Source organism: Paractinoplanes polyasparticus, from assembly GCF_019710575.1.
Lineage (GTDB): Bacteria > Actinomycetota > Actinomycetes > Mycobacteriales > Micromonosporaceae > Actinoplanes > Actinoplanes polyasparticus.
Map to the genome: position 1 here is coordinate 898,560 of NZ_JAHWFK010000001.1, position 25,179 is coordinate 923,738.

Sequence of the window (25,179 nt, forward strand, 5' to 3'; positions counted from 1 at the left end):
GAACAGCTCACCTCGTTCATGAACGGGCTCTCGTTCGAGCCCCCGCCCGCCCCGCAGGACGAGCAGGCCCTGCTCGACTCGCTACCGCCCGCCGGGTCGACCGTCATGGTCGTCCGCTCGCTCCGCCTGCCGGTCGAGCTCGAGCAGGCTGTGGCGGCCGCCGCCAAGGCGGCCGAGGTCCCCAAGACCACCTGGATCCGGCAGGCGATCGAAATGGCCCTGGCCGTCCAGGCCGAGGACGACCAGCCCATCTCCCGCGCCGAGGCTCTGCGCGCCCTGACCATGCTGCGCCCCGCCCGCCACGTCGCCTGAGGCGAGCTGCGCCCCGCCCGCCGCGTCGCCTGAGGTGACCAGGCGCTGCCGCTTGGCCAGCGCCAGCACCACCACGGCGTAGGCGGGCAGCACCACCAGGTCGACCGCGAACATCTGCCACGGCATGTCAGCCGCCGTCTCGGTCACGGTCAGCTGGTTGTACGCCGCCGCCACCCCGGCCGCCAGCAGGTTGTTCACGACGTGCAGGGCGATCGCCGCCTCCAGTCCGCCGGTGCGCACGGTGAGCCAGCCGGTCACCGCGCCGAAGACGAACAGGTCGGCGAACCCCCACGGCGTCCCCCACCCGTGCGCGGCCGCGAAGACCAGCGCCTGGAACACGATCGGCACCCACGGCCGGCGGCACCACACCCCGGCCGCCTGCAGCAGCCAGCCCCGGGTCAGATACTCCTCGGCCGCGGCCTGCGGCGGCACCACCAGCAGCAACAGCACCATCGAGAGGGCGAACGGACCCCATCCGGCCAGGTCGCCGGCCAGGCCGGTGTCCTCGACGCCGGTCACCGTCGACAAACCCAGACCGCCGGCCAGCAGCAGCGCGACGGCGACCAGCGCGACCGGCAGCAACGTCAGCAGGAACCGCCACCGCAGCCGTCCGGTGACCGACGACAGCGTGCCCGCCGGGCGCCGCTGGATCCACCGGGCCGCCAGCAGGGTCAGCGGCAACAGCACCGCGATGGACAGGAAGCCGAGGGCCAGGTCGACGCGGTCGCCGAAGCTGGGCATCCCGTCCACATTGTTCGGCCGTCCGGCCAGCAGGGCGGCTGCGGTGACCGCCAGGTACGAGAACACGGCGACGATCGCGCCGCCGGCCAGGATGAACAGGGTGCCCAGCACGGGCCGCCACCAGCGGTGGGCGGGGGTGCGGGCGAGGCGGTGGTACTGCACGGAAGGCATGGGAGAAGTCTGTCGATCCGCGCGCCCGGGCGAATCCGGCCTGGGCCGGAATCCGACCCCTGCCCCAGGGCATAGATAGGGTGTCCGCATCATGGGTCGCTGGAGGAGTTGGGTGCTGCCCGCGCTGGTCGTGGTGGCGCAGCTGGCGTACTGGCCGGTCCCGGTGCTCAGCCGGGCCGACCCGACCCGGCTGGCCGCGGCGGTCGCGGTCATCGCGGTCGTCGGCGGCGGTCTCGTGCTGCGGCGGCGCCGGCCGGTCGTGGCGGTCACCGTCGTCTCGGGCGGGCTGGCCCTGGGCACCTGGGCCACCCCGCAGCAGGAGTACTTCGTCCCCGGCGACGCGCTGCTCGTGCTCGCGATCGCCGAGTCCGTCGCCCTGTTCCACGTGGCCCTGCGCTGTTCGCGCCGCACGACCACGCTCGTCGTGGCCGGCCTCCTCGTCCTGCAGGCCGTGCTCGTCCTCGGCGACGATCCACTCGACCTGCTCATCTCGGTCGCCTTCTACGCCCTGGTGGCCGCGGGTGGGCGGGTGCGGCGGCGCTGGCTCGACGACCGGGACGCGGCCGCCCACCGGCTGGAGCAGGCCGAGCAGGCCCGGCGGGACGCGGCGGCAGCCGAGCAGCGACGCCTCGCCCGCGAGCTGCACGACGTCAGCGCCCACCACCTGACGTCCATCGTCGTGAACGCCTCGGCCGCCCAGTTCATCGGCCGGCCCGAGCTGCGGGCCGAGGCGCTCGACTTCGCCGCGCGCACCGGCCGCGAGACCCTGGCCGCCCTGCATCAGCTGGTCGACGTGCTGCCCCGGGCGCAGGAGCCCACGAATCTGGCCGACCTGGCCGACGACTTCCGCCAGCTCGGCCAGATCGTGCACGTCGAGGTCACCGGCGATCCGCCGCCCGAGCAGGCGGAAGCCCTGCACGGCATCGCGCGTGAGGCGCTGACGAACACGCTGCGATACGCGCCCGGGGCGACGGTGCGGGTCTCCCGGACGTACGACCGCACGGGCGCCACCCTGACCGTCGAGGACGACGGGGCGGCGGCTCCGGTCGAGGGCTTGGGCAGCGGGCGCGGGCTCACCGGCATGCGCGAGCGGGCGGCAGCGTTCGGTGGCACGGTCACGGCCGGTCCCCGTACGGAGGGAGGCTGGTCGGTCCGAGCCGTCTTCCCGGCCGTGGCCGCGCCCGTGCGCCTCCGGGTCTGGCTGCGCAGTCAGGTCGTACTGGACGCGGGGTTGGTCCTTCTGACGTTGCTGCTGCCCCTCTCCGGGGTGGCCCTCATGATCGAGGAGGGCAGCGTGCCCCCCGCGGCGGCCACACTGCTGCTGCTGGCGGTGCTCGCGCACGCCGCGCCGTTGCTGTGGCGGCGGAAGCACCCGTGGACCACGACGATCGCGGTGGCGCTGACCGCGTGGCTCGGGCCGCTGCTGATGGCTGTGGGCCTGGCGCCGCCCGAGGAGGCCTGGCTCTTCGTCTTCAACTTCGGGGCGGACATCGCGGCGGCGTACGCGGTGGCGGCGTACGCGACCCGGCCCAAGCTCACCTGGATCGGCCTGGTCGGCCTGGTGTTCTCGTCCGCGCTCAGCTTCGCCGTCCTGCTCGCCCTCTCGGACGGCGCCGGCGGCGAGGCGTACGGCGGCGCGCCCCCGCCCCTGACTCCGGCCGAGACGGTCACCCTGGTTCTGTTCACCGCGGTTTGCGCCTGGTTCACCCTGGCCGTGCCGTTCGGTGCGGGCTGGCTGGCCGGATGGGACGCCCGCCGCCGCCGGCAACGCCGTCTGCGGAACGAGGAGGGCGCGGTGGCCGTCGTGTCGGCCGATGCCGAGCAGCGGGCTCGCGACGAGCGTGCCCGGGTCGCCGCCGGCCTGCAGACCTCGGTGCTCGCCGCGGCCGGCCGCGTCACCCAGGCGGCCGAGCGGGACGATCTGGACGGCGTGCTCGACGCCGCCCGAGCCGCCCTCACCGCGATGCGAGGCCTGCTCGACAACCTGCGCCCGGCTCAGCAGACCCCGGCTCACCAGACCCCGGAGGTGCCGTCATCGGAATCCGTGTGATCGTCGTCGACGACCAGGCGATGGTGCGCGCCGGCCTGTGCGCGATCGTCGGCTCGCAGGACGACCTGACCGTCGTGGGTGAGGCCGCCGACGGCCTGTCCGCGCTCGACCTGGTGGCCCGCGAACGCCCCGACGTGGTGCTGATGGACGTGCGCATGCCCGGCATGGACGGGCTCACCGCGACCGCGCGGCTCACCGCGGGCGAGCAGCCGCCGCGGGTGATCGTGCTGACGACCTTCCACCAGGACGCGTACGTCTTCCAGGCCCTGCGGGCCGGCGCGTCGGGGTTCCTGCTCAAGGACGCCGATCCGGCCTCGCTGGTGGCGGCGATCCGCACCGTCGCGTCGGGCGAGGCGATGCTGAGCCCTTCCGTGACGAGGCGCCTGATCGACGCCTTCGCCACCGGCGCGGTCACCGCGGCCCGCGACGACGACCCGCGGCTGGCCGGGCTCACGCCGCGCGAACGGGACGTGCTGACCCAGATCGCCACGGGCCGCTCGAACGCCGAGATCGGGGAGGTGCTGGGCATCACCGCGGGCACGGTCAAGGCCCATGTGAACGCCCTGCTCCCCAAGCTGGGCGCCCGCGACCGGGTGCAGGCGACCATCGTCGCCTACGACCTCGGCCTGGCCCGCCCCCGCTGAACACGGAACAGCCCGGGCCGTGACCGGCCCGGGCTGTGCGCTGACCGAGCTACTCGACGAGCTCCGGTTCCTCGTCAGGCTCCGCGTGCTCGCGCAGGTGCCGGTTGTGGCGCGGCTCCTGTTTGGTCTTGGCGTCGTTCAGCTTGCGGCGCAGATCGTCGCGCACGTCGTTGAGCGCCGCGTGCAGGTCCTCCTCGCTCGAGGTCGTGACGATCTTCTGACGGCCGGCGATCCAGCATTCCAGCGTGACCTTCTGACCGCGGGCTTCCCGGTCCTTGACCGACACCTCGAGTTCGGTCGAGTCGGCGTGGAAGCCGGCCAGGCGCGCGTCGAGCGTGGCGAACTGCTCGGCGATCCAGTTCAGGTCGCCCTGCGAGAAACCGGCGCCGACCCGCAGGCATTCGCCCACGGTCGCCGGGTCTGTCACCGCACTCATCACATCTCCTCGAATTGGTGGAAACTGACCTTGATGCTCTTCCCCGCGCCGCGCCTCCCTCAAACGACCCGCTCGGGTGGATGGGTCGGCGCCCCCTCGTCGAACGGGATTTCCGTCCCTCCCGCGCTGACCACGCCGTTTAGGAATGTTGGTTGAACCTTACGACAAACGAGACCGTACGGGTCTCGGGCCTCATCACCATCTCCGGCATGTACAACGTGGCCTCGAACAAGACGGTGATCGGCGTCGGCTCCGGCTCCGGCATCACCGGCGGGGGCCTCAACCTGTCCGGTGTCCGCAACGTGATCATCCGCAACATGGTGTTCCGCAACGCGAGCGACGACTCGATCAACGTGCAGACCAACACCACCAACGTCTGGATCGACCACAACGACCTCGCGAGTGGCTACGACGGCCTGATCGACGTCAGACGCGGCTCCGACTTCATCACGGTGTCGCGGAACCGGCTGCGGAACCACGACAAGTCGATGCTGCTCGGCCACAGCGACGACAACGGCTCGAGGACATCGGCAAGCTGCGCGTGACCTATGTGCACAACTGGTTCGAGGGCACCGGCCAGCGTCACCCGCGCGTGCGCTTCGCCAACCCGGTGCACGTCCTCAACAACTACTACAGCAACATCGGGTCGTACGGGGTGGCGTCCATCGAGAACGCGGGCGTCCTCGTCGAGCGCAACTACTTCGAGAACGTGAAGAGCCCGACGGTCACCCAGACCGGCGACTCCGACCCGGGCAACATCAAGGTGCTCAACAACTACAAGGTGAACTCGGGCGCCGAGCAGGTGCGCAACGGCGGGTCCGTCGCGGCGATCCCCTACTCGTACACCCCGGAGGCCAACAACACGGTCAAGGCCACCGTCACCGCCGGCGCGGGGACAGGCAAGATCTAGGCCGTACGGTTTCCCGCCCGCACGTGGGAGGGCGGGGAACTCAGCGCCGGTCAGTAGCGGAACTTCGACACCAGCGCGTTCAGGTCGCTCGACATCGACGCCAGCTCGGCCGTCGCCTGCCGCGACTGCGCGATGCCCTCACTCGTACGGCGGGCCGCGTCGGCCACCCCGGCGATGTTCCCCGAGATCTGCCCGGTGCCCGCGGCCGCCTCCCCCACGCTGCGGTTCATCTCCGCCGTCGTGGCGGTCTGCTCCTCGACGGCCGAGGCGATCGTGGTCTGGAAGTCGCTGATCCGCGCGATCACGCGGCTGATCTCCTCGATCGCGGTCACCGCACCCGTCGTGTCGGCCTGGATCGCCTCGACCCGGCTCGAGATGTCCTCGGTGGCGCGGCCGGTCTCCTGAGCCAGATCCTTCACCTCGGACGCCACCACCGCGAAACCCTTGCCCGCCTCGCCGGCCCGGGCGGCCTCGATGGTGGCGTTCAGGGCGAGCAGGTTGGTCTGCGCGGCGATCGCCGTGATCACCTTGATGACGTCGCCGATCTCGGCCGACGACTCGCCCAGCTTGGTCATCGTGGCCGACGTGCCCGCGGCCAGCCCGACGGCCTCGCTCGCGACCCGGGCCGCCTCGGCCGCGTTCTGCGAGATCTCCCGGATGGCCGCGCCCATCTCGTCGCTGCCGGACGAGACGGCGGCAACGCTGAGCGAGACCTGCTCGGCGGCGGCGGACACGGTCTGCGCCCGCTCGGAGGAGGCGTCGGCCGACACGGCGATCCCGGTGGCGACGTCCGCCATGCGCTCCGAGGCGCCGCGCAGCGCGACCGCCGAACTGTCGATGGTCGTCACCGTGTCGCGTAGCCGGGTCACCGCCGCGTCGAGGGCCTGGCCCATGCGCCCCGGTTCGTCGCGGGAGGTCAGTCCGGCCGTACGGGTGAGGTCACCCTGGGCCAGGCCCTCGCACACGGTCCGGACGATGGACATCGAGCGTACGATCTGCCGGGCCACCACAGCGCCGAGACCGAGCGCAGCGAGCGCACCGGCGATCAGCAGCACCAGCGACACCGTACGGCTCGAGTCGTACCCGTCCCGGGCCGCTCCCGCATTGGCCTTGGCGTCGGCGTTCTCGGCCGCGCGCATGCCGAGCAGGTCGCCCTCGACCTCCTCCATGAGCGGCGCCAGCTCGGCGTCCTGCACCGACTGCCAGGTCGCCAGATCGTTGCGGGCTCCGGCCGGGAACAGCTGGTCCTGCACGATCCGCTCGAAGTTGACGAAGTCGTCGGCCAGCTCGTCGATCGCGGCGTCGTCGACCACCGGATGGCTGGTGCGGTAGGCGGCCAATGCAGCCTGCAACGCCGCGAGGTCGGCCGCGAAAGCCTGCCGGTACTTCTCCTTCAGCGCCGCCGTCGCCGAGATCATGAAATTCCCGGCGTCCATCCGGGCGGTGGCCAGCGACGTCCGCACATTGCCCAGCTCGTTGACCCCGGCCACGTTGCTGACGTAGATCTTCTCGGCCGCATCGCTCGACCGGCCCAGCGCGCTCAGACCGACCGCGCCGACCATGACGGCGACGAGGATGGCGACGCAGACCGCGCCGAGGATCTTCGTGCGTACCCCGAGATCCGCGAGCACGCGGAGCCATTTCCCCATAACGACAAGGTATTTCGGGTCCGCTCCCGGCGCTGGGACATCGATGCTTGCACGGCCCTTGTAACCTCTGCCCGGCCGGGTCTCGCCATAGAGATCCATCGGTCGGACATAAGGGGTATTGGTGGACACACGCAGAGTGACCGGAGCGGGAATGGCGATCCTGGTCGCCGTGGTCCTCGGCGGGTGTGACTCGGGCGACGAGAGCGTCCCGACCCCCGGCCTCGAAGCGCGGGGCACGGTGCTCACCACCGTCAAGCCGAAACGGCAGAATCTGAGCAACCAGATCAGCCTGAGCGGCTCGGTCACCATCAACCCTGTCTTCGGCATCGTCGCCCCGGCCGACGGGGAACTGCGCTGGCTCGACAAGAAGCCGTCCACCACGGCCGCCGTCCGGCCCAAGTGGGTGGCTACGGTCTGGGACGACAACGGCGACCCGCGCAAGGTGATGATCCCCAAGGACTCGATCCTGGCCGGGCGGCTCATGGACGACCGCACCGACGTCACCACCGGCATGCCCATCGTCTCGGCCCGGCACTCCGGGTACGGCATCGTGGCCGAGATCGACAGCGCGCAGGCCTACCGGGTGTCGGGCGCCGTCACCGACGTCCGCGCCCAGATCAAGAACGGCCCCGGCCCATTCGGCTGCACCGCGCTCGGCACCATCGCGGCGCTGCCGGCCGGAACCATCCCCGAGCCCCCGCCGGTCACCACCACTCCCGCTCCGGGCGCGTCGGGCGCTCCGCCGGAGGTGGCCGCGCCCGAGGGGGAACAGGCGGACGAGGGCGGCAGCGACGGTTCCGAGGCGACCGGCATGCGGCTGGTCTGCATCCCACCGGCCGGCGTGAAGCTCATCAACGGCGCCTCGGTGACCCTTCAGGTGGTCACGGCCAAGGCGTCCAAGGTGCTGGTGCTGCCGGTCGAAGCCGTCGCGGGCACGCAGGGCAAGGGCAAGGTCGACATCGTCGGGGCCAATCAGCAGCGCCGAACCGTCGACGTCGTGCTCGGGCTGACCGACGGCAAAGTCGTGCAGATCAGGTCCGGCCTCAAGGGCGACGAGACCATCGCCGTGCCCGGGCCCGACCTGCCGGCCGCGGCGCCCGGCGCCGACGGCGGCGACCCGAACGGCAAGGGCCCCAACGGATGAGCACGCTGATCGAACTGGCCGGCATCACCAAGGTCCTCAAGGGCCAGGAACAGCCGCGGACGATCCTCGACGGCGTCCACCTCACCGTCGAGGCCGGGCAGAGCGTGGCCATCGTCGGGCGGTCCGGCTCGGGCAAGAGCACCCTGCTCAGTGTCATCGGGCTGTTCGACCGGGCCGACTCGGGCAGCTACCGGCTCGAGGGGCAGGAGATCGGGCGCGTGCCGGAAAGACGTGCGGCCCGGCTCCGCAGCTCCCACTTCGGGTTCGTGTTCCAGAGGTTCTTCCTGCTCAAACACCTCACGGCCGCCCAGAACGTGGCGATGGCGCTGGTCAACGGCCAGGGCTGGCTGCCGCGCCGCCAGCGGCGGACGAGGGTCATGGAAGCGCTCGAAGAGGTGGGCATCGCGCACCTGGCCAAGAACCGGCCGACGAAGATGTCCGGTGGCGAGCAACAGCGGGTGGCCATCGCCCGGGCCCTCGTCCGCGACCCGAAGATCCTGCTGGCCGACGAGCCGACCGGGGCGCTCGACACCGAGACGGGCGCCCTCGTCATCGACGCCTTGCTGGCGGCGACCCGGCGCGGCTGCGGACTGATCCTGGTCACCCACGACCGCGACCACGCGGCGCGGATGGGGCGCACCCACGACCTGGTCGACGGTGTGCTGAACGAGCGGGTGGCCGTGCGATGAGACGCTTCTCGGGCCGGTTCCGGTCCTCCCTGATCATCGGCCTCCAGGGCATCCGGGCCCGCAAGCTGCGGACACTGCTGTCGATGATCAGCCTCTTCCTCGGCGTGCTCGCGGTCGTGGTGGTGCAGGCCGGCGCCAGCATCGCCGAGAGGGCGCTGCTGGCCGACCTCGAACTGACGGCCGGGTACGACGGCACGCGAATCATGGAGATGGCGCCCCAGCAGGCAGCGGCCGACACGGTCACCACCACCGTCCGCGGGCGCACCGACGCGGTGGCGATGCTCGCCGTCAGCGGCATCATCGGCGAACCCGGCGTGACGCCGGTCAACCCGGGCGGCTCCCCGATCGACGAGGACTGGGGCCCGCCGATGAACTGCGACGAGAACGGCTGCGTGCCGATCGGCGGCCCCAAGGGCGAAGCTGTGGAGGTCCGGCTGACCGCGCTCACCGGCGACGTACGCCAGTTCCGCCCGTTCCGCCAGGTCTCGGGCCAGTGGCTCAACTTCACGACGGTGCCGGCGATGGCGCCCAAGCTGGTCCTCAACCGCGAGGCGGCCAAGGCCTTCGACCGCCACCGCGTGCCCGCCGAGATGCGCGTGGGTGGCGCCGCCAACAACGTCACCCCCCAGTTCACAGGCGTGGTCGACGACGGCGACGGTCAACCGAGGGCGTACGTACGACTGGACGAGCTCACCACCTGGCTCCCCACCTCACGCCTGGCCGACCCCAACACCAACAGCGAGTTGCGCCTGATGATGGCGGCCGGCTCGCCGGTCGAGCAGGTGGTGGTCAGCAAGCTCAAGGGCCAGGGCAACGAGCCGTACGTCTACACGGTCGAGACCCGCAAGGAGCAGCAGAAGACCCTGACGCTGATGCAGCTGGTCTTCTTCGCCATGGCCGGCCTGGTGCTGTTGATCGGCGTGGCCGGAATCCTCAACGTGGGCCTGGCCACGGTAGGCGAGCGTGTGGAGGAATTCGCCCTGCGCCGAGCGGTCGGAACGCCCCGCTTCCTGCTGGCCGGCATAGTCCTGGTCGAAACCCTGCTCACCGGCCTGCTCACAGCAGCCGCCGCAATCGGCGTGAGCGTGGCCGGACTGCGCGTCGTCTCCATGCTGGTAGGCAACTCCCAGCCGATCCTGCAGGACGTGCAGTTCCCCTGGGAGGCGGGCGTCGCCGGCATCATCGCCGGCCTGGTCGCCGGCATCCTGGGCGGGTTCATCCCCGCCCTGCGAGCCGCCCGCATCCCGATCGCCACGGTAATGCGCGCCTGAACCCGCTCGTTCCCGCGAATCGGGCCCCGCGTACTCCTGGCTCGCCTGCTGCCGACCCGCTTGCTCGCGGCTCGCTCTTCCGAGCCCGCTTGGCCGGGTGTCCGCTTGGCCGGGTGCCCGCCTGTTTGGCGGCTCCCTTGCTCATGGCTCGCTTTCTCCTGGAGCTGCTCCGAGGTGCCGCACCCGTTCAACTTTGTGGCTGCCGTGCTGACTTCGTCCTAACTAGACTCCGGGAATGACCCAGCTCGACACCGGCATCCCCCACTCCGCCCGAGTCTGGAACTACTGGCTCGGCGGCACCGACAACTTCGCCGCGGATCGCGCGGCCGGAGACGACTTCGCCCAGTTCTACCCGGACATCGTGGTCGTGGCCCGAAGCTCCCGCGCCTTCCTCAAGCGCGCCGTCACCCACCTGGCCGGGGAGGCCGGCGTGCAGCAGTTCCTCGACGTCGGCACCGGCATCCCCTCGGCCGAGCACACCCACCAGATCGCCCGGGCCGCATCCCCCCACGCCCAGGTGGTCTACGTAGACAACGATCCGCTGGTGCTGGCCCACGCCCACGAAGTCCTCAACGGCGAAGCCGTCTACCTGGACGCCGACCTGCGCGAGCCCGGCTCCGTCATCGCGTCGGCCGGTCTCGATCTGACCCGCCCCGTCGCGCTCATCTTGACCAACATCCTCGGTCACATCGCCGACCTCGACGAAGCCGTCTCCGTAGTTCAAGGCCTGATGGCGCCACTGCCATCAGGCAGCTACCTGGTCACCGCCGACGGCACAAACGTCATCGACGGCCCCGCATTCGAGGCCGCCATCGGCGTCTGGAACGCGAACGCACCCCTCTCCTACCACCTCCGCCACCCAGACGCATTGGCCCGCTTCCTCGACGGCCTCGAGCTGCTACCGCCCGGCCTGGTCCCGTGCGCGACCTGGCGCCCAGCGCCGGACGCCCCACCGGCCGACCTCCGCCCCACCGACGAGTACGCCGCCGTAGCCCGCAAACCCTGAGCAACCCACAAACCACCGCCCCACACCACCGCCCCGGCCCCGCCTCGCACCGCGCCGCCTCCCGAAACGCGCCGCGCGGCCTCGCACCTCACATCGCGACGCACCTCCCCACACCGCTCCGCATCGCCCACACCGCAGCCCCACCGCCCCCACACCGCAGCCCATCGCCCCCACACCGCAGCCCACCGCCCGCCCCCAGCACGCTTCAAGCCCACGGGGCACAGCCCGCACCGCCCACACCGCACCGTCCACATCGCAGCACTGCCCACACCGCACCGCGCTGTACCTCCCACACCGCACCGCCGGCACCGCCGGCACCACGCCGCACCGCGGTGCAGTGCCCGCCCCATGACGCTTCAAGCCCACAGGGCACAGCCTGCACCGCCAGCGCTGCACCACACCGAGCCGCCGCACCGCCCCGCACCGCGGTGCACCGCCCGCCCCCAGCACGCTTCAAGCCCACGGGACACAGCCCGCACCGCCAGCGCCGCACCGCCCCGCCGCACCGCCAGCACCGCCGACGCCGCACCGCACCGCCTGCGCGGCATCGCCCGCGCCGCACCACGCCGCACCGCCGGCGCCACGCCGCACCGCCGTGTACCGCCCGCCCCCAGCACGCTTCAAGCCCACGAGGCACGGCCCGCACCGCCAGCGCCGCACCGCCCCGCACCGCCGCACCGCCAGCACCGCCGACGCCGCCCCGCACCGCCTGCGCGGCAGTTCCCGCGCCGCACCACGCCGCACCGCCGGCGCCACGCCGCACCACCTGCGCGGCATCTCCCACGCCGCACCGCCGTGTACCGCCCGCCCCCAGCATGCGTCAAGCCCACGGGGTACGGCCCGCACCGCCAGCGCCGCACCGCCCCGCCCCGCCGCCAGCACCGCCGACGCCGCACCGCACCGCCTGCGCGGCATCGCCCGCGCCGCACCATCCGCGCCGCACCACGCGAAAACATCCACGCCGCACCACGCCGCACCGTCGGCACCGCCACCGCTGCGCAGGGGTCGTGGCCTTGGCGAGGCTGCGCGCACTGGTTCGGCTCGATACATGTTGACTTGACTTGACGTGTTGATTCAGTCGTCAACATTGACGGGGGGTTTGTACATATGAAACGGCCTCTCGGCGCTGACGCGGCACCTCGCACCGCCGCGATGCGGTGCCCTGCGAGCCGACTGCACCCTCAGAGACGCGGGGGTCGCTCACGAACTTCAGGGCGTCGAGCTGCTGCGTAGGCGGCAACCAGCCGTTTCCTGCCGGGTGGCGCAGCGGCCGAGAGGACCTTTCCGGCAGCGCCGGCTTTGTGAGCCGGGCCGGTCTCACGTCCTGGGCTGAGGGTGTGGTTGGGGCTCACGCCTAGGGTGACGTTATGGACGTCGATGCATACCTGGGCCGGATCGGCGTAATGGGGCCGGTGTCCGCGGATGCGCGCGGGCTGTGGAAGCTGCATCGGGCTCATCTGGAGGCAGTCCCGTTCGAGAACCTCAGCATTCATCTGGGTGAGGACATCTCGCTGACGTCGGAGGCGCTGTTCGACAAAGTGGTGCGCCGGCGGCGGGGCGGGTTCTGTTACGAACTCAACGGGCTGTTCGCGGAGTTGCTCGAGGCGCTCGGGTTCGCGGTCGAGCGAGTGGGGGCCCGGGTGCACGGGGGCGGACGGCTCGGGCCGCCGTTCGATCACCTGGCTCTGGTCGTCACGGCGCCGGGCGGGGACGGGCCGTGGGTGGCTGATGTCGGGTTCGGGCGGCACAGTGTGGAACCGCTGGACTTTCGTAGCCGTCAGGGGCAACGCGACCGGGGTGGGGTGTTCACGCTGATCGATCTGCCGGGCGGGGACGTCGACGTGGCGGTGGACGGTGTGCCGCAGTATCGGATCGAGCGGCGCGCGCGGGAACTGCGCGATTTCGGGCCGACCTGTTGGTGGCATGCGACGTCTCCGGAGTCCCACTTCGGGCGCAGCATCGTGTGCTCGCGCTTGGAGGGGGACGGGCGGGTGTCGCTGAGCGGGCGGACGCTCATTCGGACCGATGGGGACGGTCGGCGTACGGATACCGTTCTGGACAGCGACGAGCAGGTGCTGGCGGCCTATCGGGAACACTTCGGCATCGTGCTGAGCCGGGTGCCGCGGGTGGTGCGGCCGGCGTGACGTTTCTGTCCGTTGTGGTGCCGGCGTTCAACGAGGAGCACTTCCTCGGCGCGTGCCTGGAGGCGGTGCTCGCGCAGCACGAGCCGGTGCACGAGGTGATCGTGGTCGACAACAACTCGACCGACGGGACGGCCGCTGTGCTGGCCGCGTACGCGGGACGGGTCTTGATTCTTCGGGAGCCTTGCCAGGGGGTGCAGCATGCGCGCAACCGTGGCCTGGACGCGGCGACGGGCGCCGTGCTGGCGCGGATCGACGCGGACACACGGCTGCCGCTCGACTGGTCGCGAAGGGTGCGGCTGGCCTTCGAGGATCCGGGGATCGACGCGGTCACGGGGCCGGCGTCCTACTACGACGTGGCGCTGGCGCGGCTGCTCGGGCTGGGGGACGCGGCGATCCGGCGCACGTGGAGCCTGCCCGTGATCGGCCGGATGGACTGGCTGTTCGGCGCGAACATGGCCGTCCGCGCGACCGCCTGGCGGGAGGTCCGTCCGGCCCTGTGCACGGACGGCTCGGCCCACGAGGACCTCGATCTGGGCATCCACCTGCGTGCCGCGGGCCGGCGCATCGCGTATGCGCCGAGGTTGCGGGCCGCCACCTCGGCGCGGCGCATCGCCGACCGCTACCGCGACTACCGCCACTACCTGTTGATGAGCGAGGCCGGTTACAGCGCCCATCGACCGGTCGTGCCGCGCGGTTCCCTCGTCCGGGCCTGGCTCACCGCGCGCCTGCTGCTGGTGCTTTTTCCGTTGCTGCGCCTGCTGTTTCGTCTTCGTTCGGGGCGGCGGGTGCGCTCGCGGAAGAACCCGATGGCCCGCCTCTGACCGTCACCTCGAGCCCGACCAGCCCGATCCAGCCCAGCCCCACGAACAGCGCGACCCGCTCGAGCACCCCACTGGGGTTCCCCGGCCACACCCCGGCGTCATCGAGCACGACCAACACGCTGGCGGCGACGAATGTGACCGCCATGACCAGGGCAACCACCATTCCCGCGTACGGTCGTCGAGCGGCCCGCCCGAGCAGCGCCGCCGCCGCGACGCCGGCCACCCCGAGCGTGACCGCCACCAGTTGATGAACCAGCCCGACCGTCGTGTGCGCGGCCGGCGCACCCGGCGGATAACCGATCCCCGCGTCGGTACGCACCCCCGCCAGCACCATCAGGCAGGCGCCACACCAGCCGATCAGCCCCACCGCCCATCGCCCCGCCCGGTCGAGCCCGCCCCACGGACCAGTCGCCCGCCCGTCACCCACCGGCATTGCGAGCCCAACAGCCGTCCGTCCCACACCCACCCACGACGGACGCTGATGGGACAACCCGTGCCCGAGCCCGGCTGCGCCGATCAGGAGCCACAGCCCGCAGAGGACGAGGTTCACGTCGGCGAGCCAACCGCCCGGGCCCAGCGACAACTGGCTGATCCAGTTGCGGCTCGGGTCATAGCCGGGCCGGATGAGCCCGGCAACCGTGGTGAAGACGACCATCTGGAACGCCGCGACGACGCAGGCCAGCGGCAGCATCCGGACGGCACGCGTCGACAACACAACCAAAGCCTGCCACCCCCGGGCAACTCGGCGCCGAGCACCGCGACACCGTCCACGTCACCGTCGTCGAGGTCATTCTCGGCAAGCACGACGCCCCGCCGCTGCTGCGCGCGTCGGCCGAGCGCAGCGGCGGCGGGGCGCCGGTGGAGAACTAAGCGGTCGCGGTCGCGTACGCGGCCGAGCCGATCAGTTCGAGCGAGACCTGCAGGCGCTCCAGGCTGATGTTCTTGGCGATGGTGTCCTCGGGGCTGTGGTACGGCGGTTCCAGCAGTGCCGGGGACTCCTCGCCGCGCCACGAGAAGTTCGCGGAGGCGATGCCGACCTCCTGGAAGCTCTGGTGGTCGCTGGAGCCGCGCAGGGTGACCGGCGAGATCCGCGGGGTGTAGCCGAGGCGTTCGGCCGCCGCGGCCACCCCGTCGGTCGCCCGGTTGGCCAGGCCGTCGAACGAGAGCAGCCAGTACCGGGTTGCCGGGTCCCAGCTGGTCGCCACCATGTCGTTCTGGTAGACGGCGAGGATCCTGTCCCGCTCGGCCTGCGGCAGCTGGGCCACGTAGTAGCGCGAGCCGATCAGGCCCTGCTCCTCCGAGCCCCACAGGCTGAACTTCAGCTGGGCGTTGGTGGGCAGCTTCCGCAGGGCCCGGGCAAGTTCCAGGCACAGTACGGTGCCCGACCCGTCGTCATTCGCGCCGGGCGCCCCGATGACGGTGTCGTAGTGGGCGCTCACCATCACCACGGGACCGTCGGCGGGAGCACCGCGGCGGCGCGGCGCGCTGGCGAGCACGTTGTGCGACGTCAGGTTGCGGTGTGCCGCCGTCGACAGGGTCAGCGTCAGCCGGCGGGCGGCCAGCAGCGCGCGCAGCCGGTGTTTCTGGGCCTGGGCCACGCCGACGACCGGGATTGGCGCCGGTGTGGCGGCCAGGCCGGGCAGCTGCGGGCTGAAGGCCGAGGCCCGGCGGGGCTCGACCAGGTCGGCCGGCAGGAAGATGACGGCGGCCGCCTTGCGCGCGACCGCGGTGGCCACGACCAGTTCGCGGGTGGCGGCCACGTAGTCGATCAGCAGGATCTTGCCGGTGACGTCGGCCGGGTAGTCGGCCTCGCCGCCCAGGCCCGCGTCGAGCACGTCGCCCCGCACCTTGGTGTCGAGCGCCGCGTGGGGCGAGGCGCCGCACTGCCAGTTGAGGTCGGTGGGCAGCCCGCGCGGCGAGCTGAGCTGGGCCAGGAACTTGTCGGCGACCGAGAACGGCTGGAGCTCCACGTCGTAGCCGAGCACGTCGAGCACGCCGGCGATGTACTTGGCCGCCAGCAGCTCGGACTTCGTGCCGCCGATGCGCGGCCCGATGCCGATCGACAGCACCTTGAGGTGGGCCAGCGCGCGTTCCGCCGACACTCGCCGGGCCACGTCGAGGTCGTGGCCGGTCAGCGCGGGGGGCCGAGCGGCGCCGGGGCGCTGCCCGGTGGCGGCCCAGGCGGGTGCGGGCAGGGCGACCGCGGCCGCTCCCCCCAGCGCGACGGACAGCATGCGCCTGCGGCTGACCGCGGACGGGCGCTCGTGCGTCTCCAAAGGTTCCTCCTCGTCGATCCGGCTCGTGATCCGGCGAGGACGCGTGGCCGTGGTCGGGCCGCCGCTCCCCGTGACTGATGAACCTATGGTGTCGATAGCCGTACTTCAATAGATACGGCGGTGCATACGCGGAATGCCGGGCTCCCCTCCTTCCTAGCAGGTGGCGGGTCGTCAGGCAGGTCATCGGGCGGGATGCAGGAACGGAACCAGCATCGCCGTCGCTTCGGCCGCGTGGCGGGCCGCCAGCTCGCGGTGGTCGTCACCCTTGCGCAGGTACGCGGTGTCGGCGATGCCGCGCACGATGAGCCGCCCGCGGGCGTTGCCGGCGCCCTCGTAGAACGCCCGGGCCACGCCCACGGCCTCGGTCTCGACCGCCAGCACCTGGTCGTTGACCTGGGTCAGCCAGCGGCGGATCTCGGCCCGGGCGTCCTCGACGGGCACGCCGCCCGAGCCGATCGGGCCGCGGTGCAGCCGGAACGAGTCGCCGTTGCCGCGTTCCTGCACGAGCGGCACGGCGGTGAGGAAGTCGTCGAGCCGGTACCCGAGGGTCGCCGCGGCCGCATTGCCCTGGACCCGGCGGGCGCCCGGGGGCAGGCGGGTGGTGACCAGCCGGTCGGAGAGGACCACGTCGCCCGGCGCGACCAGGGGCCCGACCCCGCCGGCGAGGCCGGTGAGCACCACCGTGGCCGGCCGGTACTCCTCGATGAGAGCACGGAAGGCCCGTGCCGCCGATTCGGGACCCGGGCGCGGGGCCTGCACAGCGGCGACGCGCACCGGCCGCCCGCGCGAGTCGGGTAGCCAGGCCTCGTGGACCGGCGACCCGGGACTCAGGCGCCTGTCCCCGTAGTCGTACATCCGCTTGAGCGCGGCGACGACCGCTCGCATCTCGACGGGCAGCACGGTCAGCACGCCCACCTCGGCCTTGACGGCGGTGGGCGCGGCCGGCACCCGCGACGCGACTCGCGGCGGGCCCGGGCTCCGGAACGAATAGGTCATCAAGCTTTCCCTCCCGCACACAGAGGCTGCGGCGGACGCTAACCGCGAAGCCTTCCGGTTTTCTGCCGTTGCGCCGGGAGCGCCGGGGTCCGTGCGGACCCCGGCGCGCCCTGGAGCGCGGGCCGGATCAGACGCAGCGCTGGAGGATGTTGTCCCAGCTGGTGCTGCCGGGGCAGGTCACCGCCTGGGCGCTGGAGGCGGCCGAGGGGGCGAACAGGGCGATGGCGACGGCCGACACGAGGGCGGCCAGGAAGTGACGATGACGAGCGCGCATGACCTTTCCTTTCAAGGATGGCGAGAGTTGCGGATGAGGGGCACGCGGGCCCGTCCCGCCCGGCCGAGCGGTGACGGCGGAGGGTGGCCTTCCCTCCCCCACGCGTGCCGTTGCGCGCGGATGACGGCAAGTCCGCCGAGCCGGCAGGTCGTACGTCCCGGCCGTTCCGACAGGTCTTACTGTCACCGTGACGTTAAAGGATGACCGGGCTTCGCGTCAATAAGACATTAATGCCGGATCAGCGGTACCGGCGGTCCTCGGGCGGCAGACCGGACAAGAGCTCACGGATGCGGTCGCGGGCGGCGGCCTCGGCCTCCGGCTGGTCGTCTCCCCAGGCGTACGCGTCGGCCAGCGCCGCCTGGGCCGCGATCTCGAGATGGACCGCGCCGAGCGACTGGAACAACTCGACCGCGCGCAGCAGGAGGACCTCCTGCTCGATGCGCACGCCCCGGGCGCCCTCCAGCGCCGCCGCGGTCAGGTGGATGCGGCCCTCCAGCAACACATCCGCGCTTTCCCGGGCACATTCCGCGGCCCGCGCGAGCCGGGCCGCGGCCACGTCGAACTCGCCGCCGGCCAGGGCCAGGGCGCCCAAGCCGTGCAACGCGTACGCGTGCCCCACGCCGCCGTCCGGGAACATCGCGAGCACCTCGCCGAAGGCCGCCTCCGCCGCCGCGCCGTTGCCCAGGTCGAGATACGCGTGGCCCATCCAGTAGAGGGTGGGCGCCAGCACCTGCGGCTGGCCCAGCCCGCGGGCCATCCGCTCGGCCTCGCGCAGGGTGGCCACGGCCGCGGCGGAATTGCCCATGTCGAGGTGAGCCTGGCCGACGAAGCGCAGGGTCTGCTGCACGCCCACCACGTCGTCGCTCTCGCGGTAGTGCACGAGCGCCTCGGTGAACTGCCGCAGCGGCCGGGCCAACTCGCCACGGCGGCGAAGCGCGTTGGCCAGCGTCCGCAGGGCGACCGCCCGGCCGTGCTGCTCCCCCACATCGGCCAGCAGCACCTGCGCCCGCTCCAGCTCGGCCACCCCGGAGACACCGGGACTGCCGCTGGCCACCAGCGGCGGCTGGCCGAGCGAGACCAGCACGACCCCCTCGCCGCGACGATCACCGGCCCGCCGGCACTCGGTCAGCGCGATCTCGTGGGTGACCCGCCAGTCGTCGAAGTACTGGCCCAGGGCGTAGAACTCGTGCGCCGACACGGCCAGGTCCCAGCAGACCCCGGTCAGCCCGAGCGCTGCCGCCTGACCGACCGCGGCCCGGATGTTGAGCCGCTCGATCTCGAACCACGTGCGCGGATCCGAGGTCACAGCGTCCACTTCGGAGTCCGGCACGGCGACGTCCGGCTCGTCGCTGTGCACCACGTCGAACCGCCCGCCGTAGACGGCCTCGTGGGCTCGGCGGGTCAGCGTGAGCAGCGCCCGGCACACCCGCGCCGGCGCCTCGGCGTGCTCGCCGGGCGGTGTCAGCTCGGCCCGCGCGCGGTCGCGGGCGTAGTCGCGGGTGAGGTCGTGGAAGCCGTACCGTGCCCCGGGGTGCACCGGGTCGACCAGCCCGACCAGCGCGAGCCGGGCCAGCGCGGAGCCCGCGGCCGGGCCGGGCTCGGCCAGCAGGGCGGCCGCCGTCCATTCGCCGAAGGTGGGCTGGGCGAGCAGGCCGAGTCCGAGGAAGAGCCGCCGGGCGAGGTCGTCGAGCGGGGCCAGCCCGGCGCCGAGCGTGCGGGCGAGGCTCTCGTCGCCGTGCCGGAACGCGGCCGGGCCCTGCTCGCGCAGGCGCCGCAGCAGCTCGGCGGTCGGGCGGTGGAAGTCCTCGACCCGCATCTGGGCGGCGATCCGCAGCGCCAGGGGCAGACCGCCACAGAGCCGGACGACGCCCTCGACCGCCTCCCGCTCGCCGCTGACGTCGACCTGGGCGGTCGCGACGACGTTGCGGAACAGCGCCGCGGCGGTGCCGTGGTCGAGCGCCTCCAGGGTGGGGACGTGGTGGACGGCGGCGTCGATGCCGGGCAGCCGGCGCCGCGCGGTGACCAGCACGATCGAGGCGCCTCCGCCGGGAAGCAGGTCGCGGATCTGCGCCACCGAGCCGGCGTCGTCCAGCACGATCAGCAGCTTGCGGCCGGCGGCCAGGGTGCGGAACAGCCCGGTCCGCTCGCGGCGGCCCTCGGGCACGGCTGTCTCGCCCAGCGCCCGCAGGAACTCGGCCAGCACCTCCCCCGGGTCGACCGGCTGATCGGAGCTGCCGCGCAGGTCGGCCCAGAGCTGCCCGCCGGTGAACTGATCGGCCGCCTCGTGGGCGGCCCGCAGGGCCAGGGCGGTCTTGCCCATGCCGCCCGGTCCCGAGATCACCACGACCGTACGGCGGCGGTCGCGCAGCAGCTGGCCGAGCTCGGCCAGCAGGTCTTCCCGGCCGACGAACGACGCCGGAGCGGGCGGCAGCTGCCGCGGCAACGGAACCTCGCGCGGGACCCGGGAGGTCGCGTCGTCGGCCCGGGCCACCGCCTCGTCGTTGTGCATGGCCATCGAATAGCCGAGCTTGCGCAGCTCCTTGGCCGCCCCGCCGTCGACCGCCTCCTCGTGCCGCTCGAGCGCGGCCATGGCCTCGGCCGCATGGCCGCTGAGATAGAGCGAGAGCATCAGCAACCGGCACAGCTCGCCGTCGGCCGGATCCTCGGCGGCGAACTGGGTGAGGTCGTCGAGGATCGCGGCGTGCTCGCCACGCGTGTGCTCCAGCGTGAAAAGGCGTACGGCCGAACGCTTGCGACGGCTGCGCAGGGCCGCGATGTCGCCCGCGAAGGGCGCGTCGGGCACGTTGGCCAGCGGGGTGCTGCCGCGCCAGAGCCTGATCGCCGCCCGCAGGTGCTCGATCTCGTCCGGGATCCTCTGGTCGCGCCGCGCCGCGTCGGCCCGCTCGACGTGGCGGAGGAACTGGAGCAGGTCGAGCTCGCCGGAAGCGGCCTTCAACTCGTACCCGAAACGGTTGTGGGTCTTGATCGCCCCGGGCGAACCGGCCTGGTCGACCAGGCGGCGCAACGCCGAGATCGCCTTGTGCAGCTGAGCCGGGCTGACCTCGGGATCGCCCCAGCCGGCCCGCAACAGCTCGGCTGTGGACAGTTGCTGATTCGCCCTGATCAGCAGGGCCGCGAGCACCGACAGGTGATGTCCACCGGGCAGCGCGACGGGACCGCCGCCGGGCGGGCGCACCTCGAGGTCCCCGAGAATGCGAAAGATCATGTGCCGTTCCCCAGAGTCGACCCCACGCGATCCCCGAACCGCCACCGTAGGAGCAGAGCGGTCGGTGACGCCATCGCCGCGCCGAGTGATGATTGGTTGGCATAATTATTGTCAGTCTGACGGTAATGCGACTACGCTGGGTTCAGCAACCGGACACCGAACGGGACGGAGAACCCCCATGCGACTCTGGCGCTCCCTCGACCTCGTCCTCACCGCGGCCGTGGCGCTCGTCGTGGGCGTGCTGGGCATGCTCGACCTCGCCGGCTCGTCCGTGCTGGCCGGCGCGACCCTGGCCACGCTGGGCGTGCTGGCCGCCGGCTCGGTCACCGCGCGCTTCCAGATGCACGGCCTGGCCGACCTCACCCGCAGCGTGACCGAGCCGCCGTCGGCCGACCGGCTGCTGACGACGTCCACGTCCGGACTCGACGTCGACCTGACCCAGGCGTGGGAGATCGGCCTGATCGGCGTCACGCTGAACCGCACGGTCCGCAACCACGCCGTCGAACTGCGCGAATGCGTCCGGCGCGGCGGCACTGTCCGCATCGCCGTCATCGACCCCCGCGGCGACGTGCTCCACGAAGCCGCCCGGCGCAGCACCGCCCCCGGCACGGCCGAGATCTTCGCCCACCGCCTCCAGCCCACCCTCGACCTGGCCGCCTCGCTGGCCGCGCTGCCCGGCCCCGGCCGGGCCGAGGTGCGCCTGCTCGACTTCGTGCCGGCGATCGGCCTGCTGGCCGTCGACGTCCACCAGCCGCGCGGCCGCCTGCACGTCGACATCTACTCGCACACGTCCGGCGGGCGGGAGCCGGCGCTCGCTCTGGCCCCCGGCCGCGATCACACCTGGTACCAGCACTTCCAGGCCGAGTTCGACCAGATCTGGGCCGCGGGTCGCCCGGTCTTTGTGTCAGCAGGACAATTTCACTAGGCTCGGATCATGCCGGAACGGGATCATCTCTATCTGCGGCTCGCGGTCGACCTGGTGATTCTCACGGTGCGCGACGACGTGCTCCAGGTTCTCACCATCACCCGCGCCAACAAGCCCTTCCGGGGGCAGGCGGCCCTGCCCGGCGGCTTCCTGCGCGAGGGGGAGGATCTGGTCGGCGCGGCCGTGCGGGAGCTGCACGAGGAGACCGGGCTCGACGGGCGCGGGCTGCATCTGGAGCAGGTCGAGGCGTACGGGGACCCGGACCGTGACCCGCGCGGGCGGATCGTCAGCGTGGCCTACCTCGCGATGATGCCGAACCTGCCGCTGCCGACCGCCGGCTCGGACGCCAGCACCGCCGGCTGGACCCCGGTCGCTCAAGCGGCCGGCCTCGCCTTCGACCACGACCACATCCTGGCCGACGCCGTCGAGCGGGCCCGCACCCGGCTCGAGTTCACGACCCTGGCCACGGCCTTCTGCGGCGCCGACTTCACCATCGGCGACCTGCGCAACGTCTACGAGGTGGTGTGGGGACAGCGGCTCGACCCGCGCAACTTCAACCGCAAGGTGCTCGGCACCGAGGGCTTCGTGGAACCGACCGGCGGCAAGCGGATGCCCGAGGTGGGCCGCCCGGCTGCCCTCTACCGGGCGGGCGGGGCGACCCGCCTGAACCCGCCGATTCTGCGCACCGACCGGCACGGGTAGGAAAACGGTAGGTCGCGCCGGGATGCTGGTGCCGGCCACGGGGTGGCGGCCCCGTGGCCGGGCCCGTGAGAGGAAGCGGAGACTCGATGACGATCGACGCCCTGATCATCACCGCGCTCCCCCGCGAGCTCGAAGCCGCCGAGGCGGCCGGCAATCGCCTCGGCGGCACCGGGTGGCGGGCTCAGTCCGCCGGCTCCGTGCCCTATCTGGCCGGCGAGTTCGGCGGGCTCACGGTCGCGCTGGCCCGGCCGGTCCGGATGGGCTCGCGCGTCACCGGCCCGCTCGCGACCACCCTCACCGACGTGCTGAAGCCACGTTGCCTGGCCATGAGCGGGGTCTGCGCGGGCAACCCGGCCGACTGCGCGCCGGGCGACGTGATCGTGGCGACCGCCGCCTACGAGTACGACGAGGGCCTGCGGACGGCCGACGGCTTCCAGGGCGACCATCAGCAGTACCCGCAGGACACCCGCTGGATCCGCGCCGCTCAGGAGTTCGATCCGGTCGACCTGCCCAGCTACGGTCCGGCCACCGAGGAATCGGCCCGGGTGTGGCTGCTCGAACGCCTGCTGCAGGGCCAGGATCCGCGCGTCCACCCGGCCCGCGAGCGGTACTTCCCGCGCGGCACCTGGGCCCACCGGCTCGAGAAGTGGGCCGCGGCCGGGCTGGTCACCTTCGCCGACGGCGTGCTGGCGCTGACCCCGGCCGGCGGCACGACCGTGCGGCACCTGCTGGCCCGCGACATCGACGGTCCCGACCGGCTGCCGTTCGCTGTGCTCACCGGGCCGATGGCCAGCGGCAGCGCGGTGCAGCGGGACGAGGGGGTCTGGAATCACCTGCGCTCGATGGGCGTACGCAAGCTGCTGGGTCTCGAGATGGAAGCGGCGACCATCGCCACGGTGGCCCACCAGCGCCACGTGCCGCACTGGCTGGTCGCCAAGGGCGTGATGGACCACGCCGACCTCAACAAGGACGACCGGTTCAAGGAATTCGCCGCCCGCGCCTCCGCCGACGTTCTCTTCGCGCTGTTGGGCGCGCTGCTTCCGGCCCGGGCCGCGGTCGCTTCCCCGCCCGCGCCCGCCTTTCCGGGCGGGGTCAAGGTCGAGGTGCTGCGGGCGCTGATCTACGACTGGCACGACCTGGCCGATCTGCTCGGCGTGCCGCCGTTCGACGTCTACCGGTTCACCCGCGGCGACGAACCGCGCTCCCTGTGGACCTGGCTCGAGGTGCGCGAACGCCTCGGCGAGCTGCCGGGGGCGCTCGACGAGATCGGCCGCACCGACCTCGCCGACCGCCTGCGCTGAGCTACGCCGGCTTCTGCAGGCTGGTGCCGGCCGAGGGCGGGGTGGCCGGGTCGCGGTCGAGCTCGGCTGTCGAGGGCTTGTCGTCGGCCTCGTCGGGATCCGCGGTGCCCGGTGGTTCGCGGTCGGGGGTGGGCTCGCCGCCGGGGTGGGCGAACAGGTAACGCACGGCGGTGTTGAGGACGGCCAGCAGCGGTACGGCGATCAGGCCGCCCACGATGCCGGCCAGCACCACGCCGGCCGCGATGGCCAGGATGACGGCCAACGGGTGCAGAGCCACGGCACGGCCCATGATGAGCGGCTGGAGCACGTGGCCCTCCAGCTGTTGCACGGCGATGACCACGCCCAGCAGGATCAGGGCCTTGACCGGGCCGACCGTGACCAGCGCGACCAGGCAGGCGACGGCGCCGCTGATCGTGGCGCCGACCACCGGGATGAACGCGCCCAGGAAGACCAGCGCGGCCAGCGGCAGGGCGAGCGGCACCTGAAGCGCGAACAGGCCGATCCCGATGCCGATCGCGTCGACGAACGCGACCAGGACGGTCGCATGCACGTACGACACCAGCGTGTGCCACGAGTAGTGGCCGGCCCGGGCGGTCGGCAGGCGCGCGCCGCGCGGCAACAGGCGGCACAGGAAACGCCAGATCTGGTCGCCGTCGCGCAGGAAGAAGAACAGCGTGAACAGGGTCAGGAAGAAGCCCGTGCCGACCTCGCCGATCGTCGTCGCGGTGGTCACCGCGCCCGAGGTCAGCGCCCCGCGGTTCGAGGTGATGGCGGTCTGGGCCTCGGCGATCGCGTTGTTGATCTGGTCCTGCGACAGGTGCAGCGGACCCCGGGCCAGCCAGTCCTGCACCTGACGCACACCGTCGCCGACCTGCGAGCTCAGCGTGTCGAGCTGCGAGACGAAGGTGTTGATGATCAGGCCGAGACCGCCGAAGACCACGATCAGCGCGGTGATCAGCACCAGCGCGGCCGACAGCGACCGCCCCATGCCGCGACGGCTCAGCCAGGCCGCGACGGGCTGGAACATCGCCGCCAGCAGAACGGCCACGACGACCGGGATGATCACCAGGTCGAGCCGGGCGATCACCTGCAACATCAGCCAGCCGACGGCGAAGAACAGCACGATCCGCCACGACCACGCGCCGGCCACCCGGACAGCGCGCGGCAGGCCGTCCTCGTCGCGCGGTGACGCGTCGACCATGACGACGGGAGTGGCCGCAGTGACCGCATCGCCGACGAACGGCGGCGGCTCCGCCCCCAGACGTGCCTGCTCCAGCCGGGCCCGAGCCCGCTCGCGTACCTCGTCGATCCAGGCCATCCGGTCCTCTTCCCGCCACACCGGCCGGCCGCGGCCGGTCGGCCACATCCGATCCGGATGCGGGGTACCCCGGCGCCGAAATGGGAAACACCGCCCGTCGCGCCGTCCATTACAGACGTCACACTCCGACGGCGAAAACGGCGGTGATTCCCCTTTCCGGCCGGGCGCGAGGT

General features: G+C 72.3%; 20 protein-coding genes and 1 pseudogene. 12 read left to right on the forward strand and 9 right to left on the reverse strand.

Annotated features, from left to right (window positions below; translation table 11 throughout):
• Positions 1-81: 81 nt before the first annotated feature.
• Positions 82-1,224 (reverse strand): CPBP family intramembrane glutamic endopeptidase, encoded by a 1,143-nt coding sequence (locus KXC43_RS04845; RefSeq protein WP_221374632.1) that lies wholly within the window; start codon positions 1,222-1,224, stop codon positions 82-84.
• 91 nt (positions 1,225-1,315) lie between these two features.
• On the opposite strand from KXC43_RS04845, the gene KXC43_RS50530 reads away from it, so the two are divergent.
• Both KXC43_RS50530 and KXC43_RS04850 read left to right on the forward strand, forming a co-directional pair.
• The gene (locus tag KXC43_RS50530) at positions 1,316-3,274 is read left to right on the forward strand and encodes a sensor histidine kinase (RefSeq protein WP_255643361.1); all 1,959 of its coding nucleotides are present in this window, start codon (positions 1,316-1,318) and stop codon (positions 3,272-3,274) included.
• 20 nt (positions 3,275-3,294) lie between these two features.
• Positions 3,295-3,918: a response regulator gene (locus KXC43_RS04850; protein WP_255643541.1), complete on the forward strand. Its 624-nt coding sequence runs from the start codon at positions 3,295-3,297 to the stop codon at positions 3,916-3,918.
• A 49-nt stretch (positions 3,919-3,967) separates the two neighbouring features.
• Here KXC43_RS04850 and KXC43_RS04855 read toward each other — a convergent pair whose 3' ends face one another.
• Complete coding sequence (locus tag KXC43_RS04855; RefSeq protein ID WP_221374634.1) at positions 3,968-4,354, reverse strand: HPF/RaiA family ribosome-associated protein; 387 nt, start codon at positions 4,352-4,354, stop codon at positions 3,968-3,970.
• A 209-nt stretch (positions 4,355-4,563) separates the two neighbouring features.
• Here KXC43_RS04855 and KXC43_RS04860 point away from each other — a divergent pair.
• Positions 4,564-5,264: pseudogene (locus KXC43_RS04860) on the forward strand (pectate lyase family protein).
• 50 nt (positions 5,265-5,314) lie between these two features.
• Here KXC43_RS04860 and KXC43_RS04865 read toward each other — a convergent pair.
• Positions 5,315-6,913: a methyl-accepting chemotaxis protein gene (locus KXC43_RS04865; RefSeq protein ID WP_221374635.1), complete on the reverse strand. Its 1,599-nt coding sequence runs from the start codon at positions 6,911-6,913 to the stop codon at positions 5,315-5,317.
• Positions 6,914-7,034: 121 nt separating this feature from the next.
• Between KXC43_RS04865 and KXC43_RS04870 the strand changes: the two genes are divergently transcribed.
• The 6 genes from KXC43_RS04870 (at position 7,035) to KXC43_RS04895 (ending at position 13,988) form a co-directional block, all read left to right on the forward strand.
• A complete protein-coding gene (locus KXC43_RS04870) occupies positions 7,035-8,057 on the forward strand; it encodes an efflux RND transporter periplasmic adaptor subunit (protein WP_308128957.1) in 1,023 nt (340 codons plus the stop codon).
• Positions 8,054-8,746 carry an ABC transporter ATP-binding protein gene (locus tag KXC43_RS04875; RefSeq protein WP_221374636.1) on the forward strand — a complete coding sequence of 231 codons (693 nt, stop codon included), beginning with the start codon at positions 8,054-8,056 and terminating at the stop codon, positions 8,744-8,746. Before KXC43_RS04870 ends, KXC43_RS04875 begins: the two co-directional genes overlap by 4 nt.
• A complete protein-coding gene (locus KXC43_RS04880; RefSeq protein ID WP_221374637.1) occupies positions 8,743-10,017 on the forward strand; it encodes an ABC transporter permease in 1,275 nt (424 codons plus the stop codon). The genes KXC43_RS04875 and KXC43_RS04880 overlap by 4 nt, the downstream gene beginning before the upstream one ends.
• Before the next feature lie 235 nt (positions 10,018-10,252).
• A complete protein-coding gene (locus KXC43_RS04885) occupies positions 10,253-11,023 on the forward strand; it encodes an SAM-dependent methyltransferase (protein WP_221374638.1) in 771 nt (256 codons plus the stop codon).
• Positions 11,024-12,390: 1,367 nt separating this feature from the next.
• Positions 12,391-13,167: an arylamine N-acetyltransferase family protein gene (locus KXC43_RS04890; protein WP_221374639.1), complete on the forward strand. Its 777-nt coding sequence runs from the start codon at positions 12,391-12,393 to the stop codon at positions 13,165-13,167.
• A complete protein-coding gene (locus KXC43_RS04895) occupies positions 13,164-13,988 on the forward strand; it encodes a glycosyltransferase family A protein (protein ID WP_221374640.1) in 825 nt (274 codons plus the stop codon). The genes KXC43_RS04890 and KXC43_RS04895 overlap by 4 nt, the downstream gene beginning before the upstream one ends.
• Here the strand turns inward: KXC43_RS04895 and KXC43_RS04900 are convergent.
• The 5 genes from KXC43_RS04900 to KXC43_RS04920 form a co-directional block, all read right to left on the reverse strand.
• Positions 13,882-14,679: a DUF998 domain-containing protein gene (locus KXC43_RS04900; protein WP_221374641.1), complete on the reverse strand. Its 798-nt coding sequence runs from the start codon at positions 14,677-14,679 to the stop codon at positions 13,882-13,884. The two genes, KXC43_RS04895 and KXC43_RS04900, sit on opposite strands and share 107 nt — an antisense overlap.
• Positions 14,680-14,854: 175 nt before the next feature.
• Positions 14,855-16,264 (reverse strand): M28 family peptidase, encoded by a 1,410-nt coding sequence (locus KXC43_RS04905; protein WP_255643362.1) that lies wholly within the window; start codon positions 16,262-16,264, stop codon positions 14,855-14,857.
• A 180-nt stretch (positions 16,265-16,444) separates the two neighbouring features.
• On the reverse strand, positions 16,445-17,260 hold the full coding sequence (locus KXC43_RS04910) for a 5'-methylthioadenosine/S-adenosylhomocysteine nucleosidase family protein (protein ID WP_221374642.1): 816 nt from the start codon (positions 17,258-17,260) through the stop codon (positions 16,445-16,447).
• Between the two features lie 127 nt (positions 17,261-17,387).
• Positions 17,388-17,534 carry a hypothetical protein gene (locus KXC43_RS04915; protein ID WP_221374643.1) on the reverse strand — a complete coding sequence of 49 codons (147 nt, stop codon included), beginning with the start codon at positions 17,532-17,534 and terminating at the stop codon, positions 17,388-17,390.
• A 238-nt stretch (positions 17,535-17,772) separates the two neighbouring features.
• On the reverse strand, positions 17,773-20,760 hold the full coding sequence (locus KXC43_RS04920) for an AfsR/SARP family transcriptional regulator (protein WP_221374644.1): 2,988 nt from the start codon (positions 20,758-20,760) through the stop codon (positions 17,773-17,775).
• A gap of 178 nt (positions 20,761-20,938) precedes the next feature.
• Here KXC43_RS04920 and KXC43_RS04925 point away from each other — a divergent pair, with 178 nt between their 5' ends.
• The 3 genes from KXC43_RS04925 to KXC43_RS04935 all read left to right on the forward strand — a co-directional run bounded on the left by KXC43_RS04925 (position 20,939) and on the right by KXC43_RS04935 (position 23,688).
• Positions 20,939-21,685, forward strand: coding sequence for a hypothetical protein (locus KXC43_RS04925; RefSeq protein ID WP_221374645.1), 747 nt, complete (start codon positions 20,939-20,941; stop codon positions 21,683-21,685).
• 9 nt (positions 21,686-21,694) lie between these two features.
• Complete coding sequence (locus KXC43_RS04930) at positions 21,695-22,387, forward strand: NUDIX domain-containing protein (protein WP_221374646.1); 693 nt, start codon at positions 21,695-21,697, stop codon at positions 22,385-22,387.
• Between the two features lie 86 nt (positions 22,388-22,473).
• Positions 22,474-23,688, forward strand: a complete 1,215-nt coding sequence (locus KXC43_RS04935; protein ID WP_221374647.1) for a phosphorylase family protein — start codon at positions 22,474-22,476, stop codon at positions 23,686-23,688.
• Between the two features lies 1 nt (position 23,689).
• On the opposite strand, the gene KXC43_RS04940 is transcribed toward KXC43_RS04935, so the two are convergent.
• A complete protein-coding gene (locus KXC43_RS04940; RefSeq protein WP_221374648.1) occupies positions 23,690-25,006 on the reverse strand; it encodes an AI-2E family transporter in 1,317 nt (438 codons plus the stop codon).
• Positions 25,007-25,179: the final 173 nt, after the last annotated feature.

What these genes read in the sequence shown, in the direction of transcription:
- KXC43_RS04915 (WP_221374643.1), bottom strand. Translation starts at nt 17,534, where the DNA reads ATGCGCGCTCGTCATCGTCACTTCCTGGCCGCCCTCGTGTCGGCCGTC.
- KXC43_RS04885 (WP_221374638.1), top strand. Translation starts at nt 10,253, where the DNA reads ATGACCCAGCTCGACACCGGCATCCCCCACTCCGCCCGAGTCTGGAAC.
- KXC43_RS04910 (WP_221374642.1), bottom strand. Translation starts at nt 17,260, where the DNA reads ATGACCTATTCGTTCCGGAGCCCGGGCCCGCCGCGAGTCGCGTCGCGG.
- KXC43_RS04900 (WP_221374641.1), bottom strand. Translation starts at nt 14,679, where the DNA reads ATGCTGCCGCTGGCCTGCGTCGTCGCGGCGTTCCAGATGGTCGTCTTC.
- KXC43_RS04850 (WP_255643541.1), top strand. Translation starts at nt 3,295, where the DNA reads ATGGTGCGCGCCGGCCTGTGCGCGATCGTCGGCTCGCAGGACGACCTG.
- KXC43_RS04925 (WP_221374645.1), top strand. Translation starts at nt 20,939, where the DNA reads ATGCGACTCTGGCGCTCCCTCGACCTCGTCCTCACCGCGGCCGTGGCG.
- KXC43_RS04875 (WP_221374636.1), top strand. Translation starts at nt 8,054, where the DNA reads ATGAGCACGCTGATCGAACTGGCCGGCATCACCAAGGTCCTCAAGGGC.
- KXC43_RS04920 (WP_221374644.1), bottom strand. Translation starts at nt 20,760, where the DNA reads ATGATCTTTCGCATTCTCGGGGACCTCGAGGTGCGCCCGCCCGGCGGC.
- KXC43_RS04935 (WP_221374647.1), top strand. Translation starts at nt 22,474, where the DNA reads ATGACGATCGACGCCCTGATCATCACCGCGCTCCCCCGCGAGCTCGAA.
- KXC43_RS04890 (WP_221374639.1), top strand. Translation starts at nt 12,391, where the DNA reads ATGGACGTCGATGCATACCTGGGCCGGATCGGCGTAATGGGGCCGGTG.
- KXC43_RS04930 (WP_221374646.1), top strand. Translation starts at nt 21,695, where the DNA reads ATGCCGGAACGGGATCATCTCTATCTGCGGCTCGCGGTCGACCTGGTG.
- KXC43_RS04940 (WP_221374648.1), bottom strand. Translation starts at nt 25,006, where the DNA reads ATGGCCTGGATCGACGAGGTACGCGAGCGGGCTCGGGCCCGGCTGGAG.
- KXC43_RS50530 (WP_255643361.1), top strand. Translation starts at nt 1,316, where the DNA reads ATGGGTCGCTGGAGGAGTTGGGTGCTGCCCGCGCTGGTCGTGGTGGCG.
- KXC43_RS04880 (WP_221374637.1), top strand. Translation starts at nt 8,743, where the DNA reads ATGAGACGCTTCTCGGGCCGGTTCCGGTCCTCCCTGATCATCGGCCTC.
- KXC43_RS04865 (WP_221374635.1), bottom strand. Translation starts at nt 6,913, where the DNA reads ATGGGGAAATGGCTCCGCGTGCTCGCGGATCTCGGGGTACGCACGAAG.
- KXC43_RS04845 (WP_221374632.1), bottom strand. Translation starts at nt 1,224, where the DNA reads ATGCCTTCCGTGCAGTACCACCGCCTCGCCCGCACCCCCGCCCACCGC.
- KXC43_RS04855 (WP_221374634.1), bottom strand. Translation starts at nt 4,354, where the DNA reads ATGAGTGCGGTGACAGACCCGGCGACCGTGGGCGAATGCCTGCGGGTC.